The organism is Streptomyces sp. NPDC048254 (assembly GCF_043201895.1).
Lineage (GTDB): Bacteria > Actinomycetota > Actinomycetes > Streptomycetales > Streptomycetaceae > Streptomyces.
Window position 1 is genome coordinate 73721 of record NZ_JBICZJ010000003.1, and the last position, 15157, is coordinate 88877.

Annotated in this window: 15 protein-coding genes; 2 read left to right on the top strand and 13 right to left on the bottom strand. The window is 69.2% G+C overall.

Annotated elements, in window-relative coordinates:
- Positions 1 to 10: 10 nt before the first annotated feature.
- Positions 11 to 493, top strand: coding sequence for a methylated-DNA--[protein]-cysteine S-methyltransferase (locus ACGFZQ_RS10180; protein ID WP_351730201.1), 483 nt, complete (start codon positions 11 to 13; stop codon positions 491 to 493).
- Here ACGFZQ_RS10180 and ACGFZQ_RS10185 read toward each other — a convergent pair.
- The 5 genes from ACGFZQ_RS10185 to ACGFZQ_RS10205 form a co-directional block, all read right to left on the bottom strand.
- Positions 490 to 1218, bottom strand: a complete 729-nt coding sequence (locus ACGFZQ_RS10185) for an NAD-dependent deacetylase (protein ID WP_393839942.1) — start codon at positions 1216 to 1218, stop codon at positions 490 to 492. The genes ACGFZQ_RS10180 and ACGFZQ_RS10185 overlap by 4 nt on opposite strands.
- Before the next feature lie 133 nt (positions 1219 to 1351).
- Entirely contained in the window at positions 1352 to 1885 is a 534-nt protein-coding gene (locus tag ACGFZQ_RS10190; RefSeq protein WP_393839943.1) for a hypothetical protein, read from the bottom strand.
- Between the two features lie 94 nt (positions 1886 to 1979).
- The gene (locus tag ACGFZQ_RS10195; RefSeq protein WP_393839944.1) at positions 1980 to 2195 is read right to left on the bottom strand and encodes a hypothetical protein; all 216 of its coding nucleotides are present in this window, start codon (positions 2193 to 2195) and stop codon (positions 1980 to 1982) included.
- Between the two features lie 237 nt (positions 2196 to 2432).
- A complete protein-coding gene (locus ACGFZQ_RS10200) occupies positions 2433 to 2927 on the bottom strand; it encodes an NUDIX domain-containing protein (protein WP_393839945.1) in 495 nt (164 codons plus the stop codon).
- A complete protein-coding gene (locus ACGFZQ_RS10205; RefSeq protein ID WP_393839946.1) occupies positions 2924 to 4027 on the bottom strand; it encodes an ADP-ribosylglycohydrolase family protein in 1104 nt (367 codons plus the stop codon). Before ACGFZQ_RS10205 ends, ACGFZQ_RS10200 begins: the two co-directional genes overlap by 4 nt.
- Before the next feature lie 159 nt (positions 4028 to 4186).
- On the opposite strand from ACGFZQ_RS10205, the gene ACGFZQ_RS10210 reads away from it, so the two are divergent.
- Entirely contained in the window at positions 4187 to 5305 is a 1119-nt protein-coding gene (locus ACGFZQ_RS10210; protein WP_393840369.1) for a glycerate kinase, read from the top strand.
- A 6-nt stretch (positions 5306 to 5311) separates the two neighbouring features.
- Here ACGFZQ_RS10210 and ACGFZQ_RS10215 read toward each other — a convergent pair whose 3' ends face one another.
- From ACGFZQ_RS10215 to ccrA, 8 genes are all read right to left on the bottom strand, one after another.
- Complete coding sequence (locus tag ACGFZQ_RS10215; RefSeq protein WP_393839947.1) at positions 5312 to 6556, bottom strand: alpha/beta fold hydrolase; 1245 nt, start codon at positions 6554 to 6556, stop codon at positions 5312 to 5314.
- Positions 6557 to 6784: 228 nt separating this feature from the next.
- Positions 6785 to 7609, bottom strand: a complete 825-nt coding sequence (gene pssA / locus ACGFZQ_RS10220; protein ID WP_351730949.1) for a CDP-diacylglycerol--serine O-phosphatidyltransferase — start codon at positions 7607 to 7609, stop codon at positions 6785 to 6787.
- 22 nt (positions 7610 to 7631) lie between these two features.
- A complete protein-coding gene (locus ACGFZQ_RS10225) occupies positions 7632 to 8288 on the bottom strand; it encodes a phosphatidylserine decarboxylase (RefSeq protein WP_351698945.1) in 657 nt (218 codons plus the stop codon).
- Positions 8289 to 8457: 169 nt separating this feature from the next.
- Positions 8458 to 9672: an acyl-CoA dehydrogenase family protein gene (locus tag ACGFZQ_RS10230; protein WP_382545294.1), complete on the bottom strand. Its 1215-nt coding sequence runs from the start codon at positions 9670 to 9672 to the stop codon at positions 8458 to 8460.
- 2 nt (positions 9673 to 9674) lie between these two features.
- Positions 9675 to 10187, bottom strand: coding sequence for a MaoC family dehydratase (locus ACGFZQ_RS10235; protein WP_351730250.1), 513 nt, complete (start codon positions 10185 to 10187; stop codon positions 9675 to 9677).
- Between the two features lie 5 nt (positions 10188 to 10192).
- On the bottom strand, positions 10193 to 11212 hold the full coding sequence (locus tag ACGFZQ_RS10240) for an HpcH/HpaI aldolase/citrate lyase family protein (protein WP_393839948.1): 1020 nt from the start codon (positions 11210 to 11212) through the stop codon (positions 10193 to 10195).
- Entirely contained in the window at positions 11209 to 13281 is a 2073-nt protein-coding gene (locus ACGFZQ_RS10245; RefSeq protein WP_393839949.1) for a protein meaA, read from the bottom strand. The genes ACGFZQ_RS10240 and ACGFZQ_RS10245 overlap by 4 nt, the downstream gene beginning before the upstream one ends.
- 17 nt (positions 13282 to 13298) lie before the next feature.
- Positions 13299 to 14642 carry a crotonyl-CoA carboxylase/reductase gene (gene ccrA / locus ACGFZQ_RS10250; RefSeq protein WP_393839950.1) on the bottom strand — a complete coding sequence of 448 codons (1344 nt, stop codon included), beginning with the start codon at positions 14640 to 14642 and terminating at the stop codon, positions 13299 to 13301.
- Positions 14643 to 15157 lie beyond the last annotated feature (515 nt).

Sequence of the window (15157 nt, forward strand, 5' to 3'; positions counted from 1 at the left end):
GGACCTTGCCGTGAAGAACCACACCGTCACCGACAGCCCCTACGGCCCCCTCACCCTGGTCGCCGAGGACGGCACCCTCTGCGGCCTCTACATGGAGGACCAACGCCACCGCCCGCCCGAGGAGACCTTCGGCGCCCGTGACGACGACCTCTTCGCCGGGACCGAGGAACAGCTCGCCGCCTACTTCGCGGGCGAGTTGAAGGAGTTCACCCTCGAACTGCGCCTGACCGGTACCCCGTTCCAGCGCAGCGTCTGGGACCAGCTGACCAGGATCCCGTACGGCGAGACCCGCACCTACGGTGAACTCGCCGACGCCCTCGGCAATCCGCAGGCCTCCCGCGCGGTCGGCCTCGCCAACGGGAAGAACCCCGTCGGCATCATCATCCCCTGCCACCGCGTGATCGGCGCGAACGGCGGCCTCACCGGCTACGGCGGCGGCCTGCCCCGCAAACAGCGCCTGCTGGACTTCGAGCGGGGCGCGGGTCTCTTCTAGCCGGCCCGCAGCTCCGCGAGCAGCTTCGGCAGCGCGGTCCCGATCGGATCCCGGACGATCTCGTCGGCCCGGTCGTCGTACGGCGTCGGCTCGGCGTTGACGACGACCAGCCGGGCGCCGTGGTCGGCGGCCACCCCCGCGAGGCCGGCCGCGGGCTGTACCTGGAGGCTGCTGCCGACGGCGATGAACACGGTGCAGGCCTTGCTGATGGCGAGGGCTTCACCGAGGACGACCGGGTCGAGGCTCTCGCCGAACATCACGGTCGCCGATTTCAGGATCCCGCCGCACGCCAGGCACGGCGGATCCTCCTCGCCGGCCTCGACCCGGGCGATCGCGTCCACCATCGGCCCCCGCGCATGGCACTTGGTGCACACGACACTGCGTGCCGAGCCGTGCAGTTCGAGCACCTTTCGGGCGGGCATGCCGGCGAGCTGGTGCAGTCCGTCCACGTTCTGTGTGATGACCCTGACCGGCACGCCGGACTGTTCCAGGTCGGCCACCGCCCGGTGCGCGGCGTTCGGCTCGGCCTGGAGTGTGTGGTTCCTGCGGCGCATCTGCCATGAGCGGCGCCGGATCTCCGGGTCGCCCATGTAGTACTCGTACGTCACGAGCTTCTCGGCCTCGGGGTCCTTCCGCCACAGCCCGTTGGGACCGCGATAGTCAGGAATCCCGGAATCGGTGGAGATGCCTGCGCCACTCAGGATGGCGACGAGAGGCTTGTTCATGGGCCGAGACTAGGACGCCTGTGCGGACGGAGGCGAACGGATATCAGCGCACCGCTCCGACCGAATCCCGCTGGCGGGCGTACGGCGAAGTAGCTGAAGGAACGCGGGGCGAACCATCGCGAGGCGGTTCCTTTCAGCCGAGGTTGTCGGCGGCGGTCTTGTAGTCGGCAGCCTGCTTCGGGGTCAGGTAGTGGGACACCCGCACAAGGGCCGCGCCGTGGACGTAGTCGTATTCGGTGAGCATCGGCATCGACTTGGTGACGGACTGGATGTACTTCGCGCGAGCCTGCGCGTCGGCCGCGCTGCCGAACACCTCGATGGCGCCGCCGCGTTCGACGTCACCCTTGTCGGTGCCGCTGACGTCGCCGGCCGAGATCCGCGTGTCATCGAATGTGACCTTCGACGTGTACTGATTCGGGCGGCCCAGCAGGTGGTTCGGGTCGTTTTCCGCGGTGACGGTTCCGGAAAGCTTCGCCGTGCTCACGCTGGTGGAGACCTTGGTGAACGCGGTCTGCGCGGTCCGGGACGTGGTCTGTGCTGCTGTGGCTTTGGGCGAGGCGGCGTTGGCGGGTACTGCGTCGCTGCTGCCGGAGTCGCTATTGCCGCAGCCCGCGAGACCGGCCGCGAGGACGGTGGCCGCTGCGGCGAGGGTGAGGGTCTTTCTCATGCCGACGATCATGAACGTTGGCCGGATTATGTGTAAGAGATGTGGCTGAGTTGTGATGCTGCGTTCGGATGGTGCCGGCCACAGGTGCCTGGTTCTAGCCGGGCTGTGTCATCCCTCCCAAGGGAGTCCGGCGCGGCGACACCCTGCGATGGCTGATCCGCCAGCCGTCGGCGATGCGTACGGCGGTGTCGTCGTAGGAGACGGAACCGCAGGAGTCGTCCGCCCATGCCGTTACGACGACGTTGGTGACGTGATGTGCGACAGGGTTGGTCGCTCCCAGCGTCCATGCCGCTTCCCGGACGGCTGCCACCCCGGACAGCGGCGAGGCGTGCCCGTCGTGATCGTCCCCTACCGGCGGTCAGCCTGCCACCGACTTGTCCACCTGCGCCCTGTCCCTGTCAGCCGAAGCCCTGCGTACGGGAGGCGGAATCCCGCTGTGGGTCGAGATGCCGGCGCCGCCGAGGATGGCGACGCGGGGCTTGGTCGTGTGTTCGAGGGCGGGACGGGCCCGGTGCGGGTGGCGAACGGTTGTCGCCCGCGCCCGGGGTCACCCCGCGCGGTGGCCGTTCTCCAGCTCGGCGGTGCCCGTGGCCTCGTCCAGCACGTCCAGCGCGGCCAGGACGCGGCGGCCCAGGGAGCCCGCCAGATACGTGGTGAGTTCCGTGCGGGGGACCAGCCGCCAGGACAGCAGTTCCTCCTCCTGGAGGCGGATCGCCCCGAGGTCGGCGTCGGTGACGACACCGCCGTCGTAGAGATAGGCGACGACCGGCGGCCGGCCCGTGCCGTGCACCCAGTCCACCGCCAGCAGCCGGCCCATCTCCCGGTCCAGGCCGATCTCCTCCAGGGTCTCCCGGCGGGCGCCCTGGCGCGGGGTCTCCCCGTCGTCGGACTCGACGGTCCCGCCGGGCAGCGCCCAGCCCTCCCGGTAGTTGGGCTCGACCAGCAGCACCCGTCCCTCGGCGTCCCGGAAGAGCGCGGCCGCCCCGGCGAGGATCCGGGGGAGGCTCGCGATGTACGCGGCGTAGTCGTCAGTCGTGGTCACCCAGGAAGGGTAACCAGCGCGGGCGCGGGGCCCGTCCGGGCGAGCCGCACGGTGCGCTCCGCCAGGTCGCTGATGCGGGCCCCGTCGAAGCCGAAGACCGCGCTGCGGACCGTGTCCTCCAGAGGGTCCTTCCACTGGTCCGGGACGGCCGCCGCGCCGGTCAGCACCCCGGCCACCGACCCCGCCGTGGCACCGTTGGAGTCGGTGTCCAGGCCGCCGCGCACGGTGAGGGTGATGGTCCGGGTGAAGTCGCCGGCGCCGTAGAGCAGCCCGGCGGTGAGCACGGCCACGTTGGGGACGGTGTGGATCCAGCCGAGGCCCGCGGTCTCGGCGGAGACGGTGGTGAGGGTGTCCTCCCAGCTCATCCGGGTCTCGTGCAGGGAGACCACCCGGCGCACGGTCCGGGCCAGCCGGCAGCCCGCGGGTACGACGGTGAGCGCGCTGTCGATCGCCTCCCGCACGGTCGGCGCGGTGAACGCCGCCGAGATCAGCGCGGCGGCCCACATCGCGCCGTACACACCGTTGCCCGCATGGGAGAGCACCGCGTCCCGGCGGGCCAGGGCGGCGGCCCGGTGCGGGTCGGCCGGGCAGGTCCAGCCGTAGATGTCGGCGCGGATCAGGGCGCCGATCCACTCCTGGTAGGGGTTGTCGTAGGTGGCGGTGAGGGGCGGCTTCAGTCCGCTCGCGAGGTTGCGGTAGGCGGCCCGCTCCGCCGTGAACGTCTGGAGGTACGGCAGCCGCAGCAGCCACAGCTCGCCGACCTGCTCGGTGCTGAAACCGAAGCCGTGGGTCTCCAGGAGGTGCAGGCCGAGGATCGCGTAGTCGACGTCGTCGTCACGGCAGCTGCCGTGGATACGGCCGCGCACGCACTGCCGCCACTCCGGGCGCAGCGCGTCGCCGTCGCTCTCGTCGGCGGGCTCGGGGAGGTAGTCGGTGAGCGGCAGCGCGGCGGCCCGTCGTAGGTAGCGGTCGATGCGTTCCCTGGTCCACACGTCACCCCGCTCGACCGGCTTGCCGAGCATGTTGCCCGCGATCCGGCCGACCCAGCCGCCGAGCACCCGGTCGGCGAGGTCCGGGCCGGCGGTGCCGTCGTTGCCCATGGCTGTGGTCTACCCGATTTCCCAGGTGGCTCCCAGGCCCTTCCCAGGCTTCGGTCGGGGAATGACGGCGAGGGTGTCCTCCGGTTAAGGTCACAGCGGCGCGACTGGCCTTGACATGTGCGAGGCCCGGAGAGCAAGGGGATACAGGTGACACAGCGCGTGCTCATCGCCGCGGACAAGTTCAAGGGCTCGCTGACGGCCGTGGAGGTCGCCGAACGGGTCACTGCGGGGCTCCGGCGGGTCGTGCCCGGCCTGGAGGTCGAGGCGCTGCCCGTCGCGGACGGCGGCGACGGCACCGTGGCCGCCGCGGTCGCCGCCGGCTTCGAACGGCACGAGAGGCTGGTCGCCGGGCCGCTGGGGCAGGAGGTCACCGCCGCGTTCGCGCTGCGCGGCGACACCGCGGTGGTGGAGATGGCCGAGGCGAGTGGCCTGCAACGGCTGCCGTCCGGTGTCTTCGCGCCCTTGACGGCCTCCACGTACGGTTCCGGAGAGCTGCTGCGGGCCGCGCTGGACGCGGGTGCGCGCACGATCGTCTTCGGTGTCGGGGGGAGCGCCACGACCGACGGTGGCGCCGGGATGCTGTCGGCGCTCGGGGCGCGGTTCCTGGACGAGGACGGCGAGCCGGTGCCGCCGGGCGGTGGCGGCCTCGCCGACCTGGCCCGCGTGGACCTGTCCGGCCTGGACCCGCGCCTGTCCGGCATAGACCTCGTCCTCGCCAGCGACGTCGACAACCCGCTCACCGGCCCGAAGGGCGCGCCCGCCGTGTACGGCCCGCAGAAGGGGGCCTCACCGGACGACGTGGCGGCCCTGGACGAGGCCTTGAGCCACTTCGTCGACGTCCTGGAGGCCGAGACCGGCCCGCGCGCCGTCGAGTACGCGGCCGCGCCGGGCGCGGGGGCCGCAGGGGGCATCGGATACGGCGCCCTGCTGCTCGGCGCCCGCTTCCGGCCCGGTATCGAGGTCATGCTCGACGTCCTGGGCTTCGCGCCCGCGCTGGAACGGGCCTCGCTGGTGATCACGGGCGAGGGGTCGCTGGACGAGCAGACCCTGCACGGGAAGGCGCCGGCCGGAGTGGCGGCCGCGGCGCGCGCCGCCGACAAGGAGGTCGTGGCGGTGTGCGGCCGCCTCGCCCTGCCGCCGGCGGCCCTCGGCCGGGCCGGGATCCGCCGCGCCTACCCGCTGACCGAGGTGGAGCCGGACGTGGTGAAGTGCATTGCGGACGCCGGGCCGATCCTGGAGCGGGTCGCCGAGCAGATCGCGCGGGATTTCCTGAGCTGAGCCGGGCTACTCCAGCTGGGTCAGCAGTCCGTCGTCGTCCCGGTAGAAGCTGCCGGTCGTCTGGTCCTCCGCGCGGTGCTTGTCGAACCATTGCTGGGACATGTGGTGGACGACCTTGGCGGGGCGCTCCCAGACCATGGAGTGTCCCGCGTCGGCCAGCTCGAACATCAGCTTCTTCGGTCCCGGGATCGCCTTGTACAGGGCAGGGACGGAGAAGTTCAGGATCGCCGGCATCGGTGGGCTCGGCGGGGTGTTGGCCGTCCGGTCCATCTCGCCGTAGACGATCATCACGGGCACCCGGTCACCGAGGATGTACCGGCCCGCGGCGTCCTTGAGCGGAACGGTGTGGTTGTTCCAGCCCCACCAGTAGGTGTTCCGGTACCGGAGGACGCCCTCGGCGCCACCCGACGGCTGTATCGGTCCCCAGGTGCTGCCCAGGGGGTCGTTGGCCATCATGGCGTCCCACACGATGTCTCCCATGCCGGGTTCCCGCTGGAGCGGGCTGGCCTGCTCCTTGTCCCAGCCGATCTTGAAACCGGTCTTGCTGGCGACGTGCATCGGGAAACCGAACGTGAGGGCAGGCGTGGACATGGGCAGTGTCGTGACTTCCGCAGGACGTCCGAACGGCTTCGTGGCGTTGCCGGACCAGCGGCCTTCGGGCGGGAAGATCGGGGCGAGCAGGAACAGGCTCTTGACGTTCTCGGGGTGCTTGAGTGTGTAGGGGCCCATGACAAGGGCGCCGGCGGACCAGCCGACGAAGTCGATCGGGCCGGTCGTACCGGTCTGGGCCTTGATGAACTTGACCACCGTGTCGAGTTCCGCCTCCTCGCTCTCGGAGTTGCCGAGCTGGTACCCGTACCGGGGTGCGCACTTGGCCGGGAGCGGGTTGGGCACGAGGACCGACTCCTGCTGGGCCGGATTGGCGTTGCAGGGCTTGTCCATGGGCAGCGGCCGTGGTGTCCGTCCGCTGCCCTGGAGGTCCATCAAGAACACGTCGAAGCCGTGCTGGGCCAGCTGCTGTGCCCAGCTGTACCGGATGTCGGAGCCGCCGGAACCGGTGACCACGAGGTCGAAACCCGCGACCGCGGGCACGCTCCGGCCGTGCAGCATCAACACGGGGGGCGGCTGGGGTCCACCGTTCTTCCGGTATTCGCGCACGAACAGCTGTACTGTTTGTCCCGGATTCGCCGGAACCATCGGGATCGTCGAGATGTGCGGCACGGAGTGGTCTTTGACCGTGAGTGAGGCCATGGCTGTCCTCCTATTCGAAAGAGGGGGCGATCCCCATCCCCGAATAGGGACAAATCCCCGTAAAGTTCAGCCCGATTCCACCGTCCTCCCCTGTCTCGCCCTGTGCAACTCGGCCCCGGCCGGGGGTGGTTGACCGGTCAAAGGCAAACGCCGTATGCCCTTGAACCCGAAACGGGTGTGCCCGAGCCTCGCAGGCTCGGGCACACCCGTTTCGGGTCGTCACGAGGTTCAGGGCAGCTGCGCCGCCCGTGCCTCGCGCCTGTTGTCGCGGATGTTGTTCACCCGGCGGGCCGTGGCGAACAGGGGGATCACCGCACCCATCACCAGCTGCAGCGCACAGCCGGTCTGGAGGAGGAGCTGGCCGCCGGGGGCGTCGAAGGCCCACGCCGCCAGGAGCCCCATGGAGAGGACGATCCAGGCCAGCATCGCCCCGGCGAGACGCCCGCGCGGCTTCGGGTACTCGACCCGGCTCACCATCAGCCAGGCCGTGCCGAGGATCGCCAGGAGCGTCGCGAAGAAGGGCAGCTCCAGGAGGACGATCGAGACGACCGTCAGCGCACCGAACGGCGACGGCATGCCCTGGAACATGCCGTTCGGCGGCGTCACGCAGCTGAAGCGCGCCAGCCGCAGCACCACCGCCAGCAGGACCACCACCGCTCCGACCGCGGCCACCTTCTGGTACGCGTCGTCGGCCACCATGCCGTAGACGAGCACGAAGTACGCCGGCGCGAGGCCGAAGCTGATCAGGTCCGAGAGGTTGTCCAGCTCGGCGCCCATGGGGGAGGAGCGCAGCTTGCGCGCGACGAGGCCGTCGAACAGGTCGAAGACCGCCGCGCAGAGCATGAGGATGACCGCGGTGGCGGCGCTGTGCCGCGCCATGCCCGCCGACTGGTCGTCCCCGGTGAGATGCGGGATCAGGATGCCGGTGGTGGTGAAGTACACCGCCATGAACCCGCACGTGGCGTTGCCCAGCGTGAGGGTGTCCGCTATCGAGAGGCGGAGAGAGAGCGGCATCTCCTCCTCGTCGTCGCCGACCTCGTCGGCCTCGGGCACCCAGCCCGCCTGGGTCTCCGGATCAATCACGGTCAATGCGAGTCACCCCAGCCACGGTCTTCTGCCCGACCTCGACCGCGACCTCCACGCCCTCGGGCAGGTAGATGTCGACGCGCGAGCCGAAGCGGATCAGACCGATGCGGTCGCCCTGCTCGACCTTCGTGCCCTGCGGGACGTAGGGCACGATGCGACGGGCCACCGCGCCGGCGATCTGGATCATCTCGATGTCGCCGAGTTCGGTGTCGAAATGCCAGACTACGCGCTCGTTGTTCTCGCTCTCCTTGTTGAAGGCGGGAACGAAGCCACCGGGGATGTGCTCCACCGACGTCACCTCGCCGGACAGCGGCGCCCGGTTGACGTGGACGTTGAGCGGGCTCATGAAGATCGCGACGCGGGTGCGGCCGTCCTTCCACGGCATGATGCTCTGCACCACACCGTCGGCGGGGGAGATGACACGGCCCTGGGCGATCTCACGCTCGGGGTCGCGGAAGAACCACAGCATGCCCGCCGCGAGCGCGGTGGCGGGCAGGGCGACGGCCTTCGCGGCGCCGGAGCGACGGGCGCGGAGGAGGCTGACGGCTGCGGTGGCGACGGTCGGGAGAAGCCACGGCGATGCTCCGCGCGCGAGGCGTACGCCGGCCAGGCTGTCTCGATGTGCAGAGGTTTGGCTGTGGGGCATGGATGACCTTCGTAGCGGATGATGCCGCGCGGGAAATGGGGACGGCGGCTTTCCGGGATCGTACCGGTCGGGGGCTGCAACTGGGCAAGCCAGGAAGCCGAGTCGGCGGCCGAAGACCGCTGACGGGGTGTGATCTTCTTCTCGAAGAAAACACCCCGTACCCGGACAATCAGCCCTGGAATCGATACTCTTCGAGCAACCTTCGCCCGATGATCATTTTCTGGATCTCGGCGGTACCTTCGCCGATCAGCAACATCGGCGCCTCACGGTAGAGACGTTCGATCTCGTACTCCTTGGAGAATCCGTACCCGCCGTGGATCCGGAAGGCGTCCTCCACGACCTCCTTGCAGTACTCGGAGGCGAGGTACTTCGCCATCCCGGCCTCAAGGTCGTTTCGTTCCCCGGAGTCCTTTTTGCGTGCGGCGTTCACCATCATGGCATGCGCGGCCTCGACCTTGGTGGCCATCTCGGCGAGCTTGAACTGGATGGCCTGATGCTGGGCGATCGGCTTGCCGAAAGTGTGACGCTGCTGGGCGTACTGGACACCCAGTTCGAACGCACGCTGCGCGACACCGCAGCCACGGGCCGCCACGTTGACGCGGCCGACCTCGACTCCGTCCATCATTTGGTAAAAACCTCGGCCGGTGACCCCGCCGAGCACCCGATTGGCCGGAATCCGGAGCCCGTCCATGATCAGCTCGGTGGTGTCGACGCCCTTGTAGCCCATCTTGTCGATCTTGCCCGGGATGGTGAGGCCGGGGCGGACCTCGCCGAAGCCGGGCTCCTTCTCGACCAGGAAGGTCGTCATCGACTTGTGGGGCTTGGCGGCTGCCTCTTCAGGGGAGTGGCCTTCGTCACTTCGCACGAGTACGGCCACGAGGGACGAGGTGCCGCCGTTCGTGAGCCACATCTTCTGGCCGTTCAGGACGTACTCCTCGCCGTCCCGCACCGCCTTCGAGGTGATCGCCGAGACGTCCGAGCCCAGGCCCGGCTCCGACATCGAGAACGCGCCCCGGATGTCGCCGGCCGCCATGCGCGGCAGGAAGTGGTCCTTCTGCTCCTGCGTGCCGTGCTGCTTGAGCATGTACGCCACGATGAAGTGCGTGTTGATGATCCCGGAGACGGACATCCAGCCCCGGGCGATCTCCTCGACGCAGAGCGCGTACGTCAGGAGGGACTCGCCCAGGCCGCCGTACTCCTCGGGGATCATCAGGCCGAACAGGCCGAGCTCCCTGAGGCCGTCGACGATCTGCTGCGGGTACTCGTCGCGGTGCTCCAGCTCGGTGGCGACCGGGAGAATCTCCTTGTCCACGAAGTCGCGGACGGTGGAGAGGATCTCCTGCTGGACGTCGGTCAGACCGGCGGTCTGGGCGAGACGGGCCATGGCTACTTCTCCTGCTCCCTGAGCTCCGGGCGGCCCGGCTGCTCGCCGCCGCGCTCCTTGATGTACGTCTCGGTCGGCACCATCACCTTGCGGCGGAAGACGCACACCAGCGTGCCGTCCTGCTTGTAGCCCTTGGTCTCGACGTAGACGATCCCGCGGTCGTTCTTCGACTTGGAGGGCCACTTGTCGAGCACGGTCGTCTGGCCGTAGATGGTGTCGCCGTGGAAGGTCGGCGCCACGTGCTTGAGCGACTCGATCTCCAGGTTGGCGATCGCCTTGCCGGAGACGTCCGGCACGCTCATGCCGAGCAGCAGCGAGTAGATGTAGTTCCCGACCACCACGTTCTTGCCGAAGTCCGTCGTCTTCTCGGCGTAGTTCGTGTCCATGTGGAGCGGGTGGTGGTTCATGGTGAGGAGACAGAACAGGTGGTCGTCGTACTCGGTGACCGTCTTTCCCGGCCAGTGCTTGTACGTCGCCCCGACCTCGAACTCCTCGTACGTGCGTCCGAACTGCATCGCGCTCACGCCTCCGGGATCTCGAACGTCGACGTGCGCTTCATGCCGGCGGCCCGGCCCTTGCCGGAGATGACCAGGGCCATCTTGCGGCTGGCCTCGTCGATCATCTCGTCGCCGAGCATCGCGGAGCCCTTCTTGCCGCCCGCCTCGGACGTGTAGTAGTCGTACGCGTCCAGGATCAGCTCGGCGTGGTCGTAGTCCTCCTGCGACGGCGAGAAGATCTCGTTGGACGCCTCGACCTGGCCCGGGTGCAGCACCCACTTGCCGTCGAAACCGAGGGCCGCAGCGCGCTGGGCGACCGCGCGGTAGCCCTCCACGTTGCGGATCTGGAGGTAGGGGCCGTCGATCGCCTGGAGGTTGTTGGCGCGGGCGGCCATCAGGATCTTCATCAGGATGTAGTGGTAGGCGTCCGCCGGGTAGCCGGGCGGCTGCTCGCCCACGACCAGCGACTTCATGTTGATGGACGCCATGAAGTCGGCCGGGCCGAAGATGATGGTCTCGACACGCTGGGACGCGGTGGCGATCTCGTTGACGTTGTTGAGGCCCTGCGCGTTCTCGATCTGCGCCTCGATACCGATCTTGCCGACCTCGAAGCCCATGGTCTTCTCGATCTGGGTGAGGAGCAGGTCCAGCGCGACGACCTGCTGGGCCGTCTGCACCTTCGGCAGCATGATGCAGTCGAGGTTCTGGCCGGCGCCCTCGACGACCGTGACGACATCGCGGTACGTCCACTCGGTCGTCCAGTCGTTGACGCGCACCACCCGCGTCTTGCCCGTCCAGTCACCCTCGTTGAGGAACTTCACGATGGTGTGCCGCGCCTCGGGCTTGGCGAGCGGCGCGCACGCGTCCTCCAGGTCCAGGAAGACCTGGTCCGCCGGGAGACCCTGGGCCTTCTCCAGGAAGCGGGGGTTCGAGCCGGGCACGGCCAGGCAGGAGCGCCGCGGGCGGAGCCGGTTGACAGAGGGAAGGTGTGCGGCGGAGCCGCTCGTTGGAGGGGTGGTGGCGGGCGACGGGCGGGCGGTCATGCGGGGACCTCCAGGGGGTCGAGCTTGTTCGCTTTCCGGATCTCGTCGACGATGCGGCCGATGATTCCGGTGATGTCGAAGTCCTTCGGGGTGAAGACCGCGGCCACTCCGGCTTCCCTGAGCTGCTCGGCGTCACCATTCGGGATGATGCCACCGGCGATGACGGGTATATCTGTGGCACCGGCCACACGGAGTCGTTCCAGGACGTCCGGGACCAGCTGGGCGTGCGAGCCGGACAGGATCGACAGGCCGACCGCGTGCACGTCCTCGGCCAGGGCCGCGTCCACGATCTGCTCGGGCGTCAGCCGGATGCCCTGGTACACCACTTCGAAGCCGGCGTCCCGGGCCCGTACGGCGATCTGCTCGGCGCCGTTGGAGTGCCCGTCAAGACCCGGCTTGCCGACCAGGAAGCGGAGCTTGCCGCTGCCCAGGTCGCGGGCGGTGGCGTCCACCCTGGCCCGCACCTCGGCCATCGCCGACCCGGCCTCGGCGGGCACGGCCACCGGTGCCGAAGAGACTCCGGTGGGCGCCCGGAACTCGCCGAACACCTCCCGCAGCGCGCCCGCCCACTCGCCGGTCGTGACCCCGGCGCGGGCGCACTCCAGGGTGGCCTCCATGAGGTTGCCGGTGCCCTTGGCGGCCTCCTTCAGCCGGTCCAGCGCCTTGCAGGGCCGCGGGTGGTTGAACGGCGGCTGGTAGCGCGTGGCGCGCCAGCGGCCGATCGCCGTCACCACCCGGGCCTCGACCGCCGGGTCGACCGTCTGGATCGCGGTGTCCAGGTCGGCGGTGAGCGGGTTGGGCTCGGTCGTCTCGAAGATGTTGACGCCGACGATCTTCTCCCGCCCGGACTCGATCCGGCCCCGGCGCTCCGCGTGCGAGGCGACCAGCTGCGACTTGAGATAGCCGGACTCGACGGCGGCCATCGCGCCGCCCATCTCCTGGATCCGGTCGATCTCGGCGAGGGAGTCCTCGACCAGCTGGGCGACCTTCGCCTCGATGACGTGCGAGCCCTCGAAGATGTCCTCGTACTCCAGCAGGTCGCTCTCATGGGCGAGCACCTGCTGGATGCGCAGCGACCACTGCTGGTCCCAGGGCCGGGGCAGGCCGAGGGCCTCGTTCCAGGCGGGGAGCTGTACGGCACGCGCGCGGGCGTCCTTCGACAGCGTCACGGCGAGCATCTCGAGGACGATCCGCTGGACGTTGTTCTCCGGCTGCGCCTCGGTCAGGCCGAGCGAGTTGACCTGGACGCCGTACCGGAAGCGCCGCTGCTTGGGGTTCTCGATGCCGTACCGCTCGCGGGTGACCTTGTCCCAGATGCGGCCGAACGCCCGCATCTTGCACATCTCCTCGACGAACCGGACGCCCGCGTTCACGAAGAAGGAGATGCGGGCGACGACATCGCCCATGCGCTCCTGCGGCACCTGGCCGCTGTCGCGGACCGCGTCCAGCACGGCGATGGCGGTGGACATCGCGTACGCGATCTCCTGGACCGGAGTGGCGCCCGCCTCCTGCAGGTGGTAGCTGCAGATGTTGATCGGGTTCCACTTCGGCATGTGGGAGACCGTGTACGCGATCATGTCCGTCGTCAGCCGGAGCGAGGGGCCCGGCGGGAAGACGTGCGTACCCCGGGACAGGTACTCCTTGACGATGTCGTTCTGGGTCGTGCCCTGGAGCTGGGTGATGTCCGCGCCCTGCTCCTCGGCGACGACCTGGTAGAGCGCCAGCAGCCACATGGCGGTGGCGTTGATCGTCATCGAGGTGTTCATCTGCTCCAGGGGGATGTCCTGGAACAGCCGGCGCATGTCACCGAGGTGCGAGACGGGTACGCCCACCCGGCCGACCTCGCCGCGGGCGAGGATGTGGTCGGGGTCGTAGCCGGTCTGCGTCGGCAGGTCGAACGCCACCGACAGGCCGGTCTGGCCCTTGTCGAGGTTGCGCCGGTACAGCTCGTTGGACGCCTCGGCCGTGGAGTGCCCGGCATACGTGCGCATGAGCCACGGCCGGTCCTTCTCCCTCGGCGCCTGCGGCACGGAATCCCGCCCGCCGTCGGCGATCTGACGCTCAGTCATCTATGACCTCGGGTGTCTCAGATGTTGCGGAAGCGGTTGATGGCGTCGAGGTGCTTGGCGCGCATCTCCTCGTCGCGCACGCCCAGGCCTTCCCCGGGGGCGAGGCAGAGGACGCCGACCTTGCCCTGGTGGAGGTTGCGGTGCACGTCGTAGGCGGCCTGGCCGGTCTCCTCCAGGGAGTAGACCTTCGACAGCGTCGGGTGGATCTTGCCCTTCGCGATCAGCCGGTTGGCCTCCCAGGCCTCGCGGTAGTTGGCGAAGTGGGAGCCGATGATCCGCTTCAGTGACATCCACAGGTAGCGGTTGTCATACTCGTGGTTGTAGCCCGAGGTGGAGGCGCAGGTGACGATCGTGCCGCCCTTGCGGGTGACGTAGACCGAGGCGCCGAAGGTCTCGCGGCCCGGGTGCTCGAAGACGATGTCGACGTCCTCGCCGCCGGTCAGCTCGCGGATGCGCTTGCCGAAGCGCTTCCACTCCTTCGGGTCCTGCTCGTGCTCGTTCTTCCAGAACTTGTAGTCCTCGGCGTTGCGGTCGATGATCGCCTCGGCGCCCATCGACCGGCAGATCTCCGCCTTCTGGGGGCTGCTCACCACGCAGATCGGGTTGGCCCCGCCGGCCAGCGCGAACTGGGTGGCGTAGGAGCCGAGTCCGCCGCTCGCGCCCCAGATCAGCACGTTGTCGCCCTGCTTCATGCCGGCGCCGTTGCGGGAGACCAGCTGCCGGTACGCGGTGGAGTTGACCAGCCCCGGGGCGGCGGCCTCCTCCCAGCTCAGGTGGTTCGGCTTCGGCATCAGCTGGTTGGACTTGACCAGCGCGATCTCGGCGAGGCCGCCGAAGTTGGTCTCGAAGCCCCAGATGCGCTGCTCGGGGTCGAGCATGGTGTCGTTGTGGCCGTCGGACGACTCCAGCTCCACGCTCAGGCAGTGCGCGACGACCTCGTCACCGGGCTTCCAGGCGTTGACGCCAGGGCCGGTGCGCAGGACCACGCCCGCGAGGTCGGAGCCGATGATGTGGTACGGCAGGTCGTGCCGCTTGGTCAGCTCGGAGAGCCTGCCGTAGCGCTCCAGGAACCCGAAGGTCGACAGCGGCTCGAAGATCGAGGTCCAGACCGAGTTGTAGTTGACGCTCGATGCCATGACGGCCACCAGGGCCTCGCCCGGGCCCAGCTCGGGCAGGACCACCTCGTCGAGGTGGGTGGACTTGCGCGGGTCCTTGTCGCGGGTCTCCAGGCCCGCGAACATCTCCGTCTCGTCCTTGTGCACGGTGATCGCGCGGTACGACTCCGGGAGGGGCAGGGCGGCGAAGTCGGCCGGCGTCGAGTCCGGCGACTGGATCGCGTCGAGAATGGCCTGAGTGGTCACGGTGTTGCCTCCGGCGGTGTACGCCCCTGAGGGAAGGGGCGCTGAGGGGTACGTCGGGTGCTGCTGAGGGTTTTGGGAAGGTGCCGTCGGTTCGGCGTGGGTGGTGCTTCGGCAGCGCTTTGTGGCGCGGGAGGTTGCCTGTGACGCAGGCGTCCGGCGGGCGGGCTGGTGGGCTCGCCGGGACAGGCCGGACACCCATCAACGTATGACACCGCGTGTCAGGTGGCAAGGCACTGAGTGCCAGAACTTGCTCTCAGATGAAATCTTTACGTAACAAATGAGCGATGATCGATCAAAGCTACCGCTGGGTAGGGTACGGTGCACCGACTTGTGGAAGTCGTCCGGATGTCAGAGCGGGTCACCGCCCGGTTCGAGCGGTGACCCGGCACGCAGTGCCATCGCGTGCGGCGGCTGGAACCGGCCCCCGTGGGCCGATCGGGTGACAGGGAACGCCTCCCCGTGACGTGGCAGCGGGATTTTCACCGGCCAGGCGTTGACGCGCCCCGAGAGGGGCG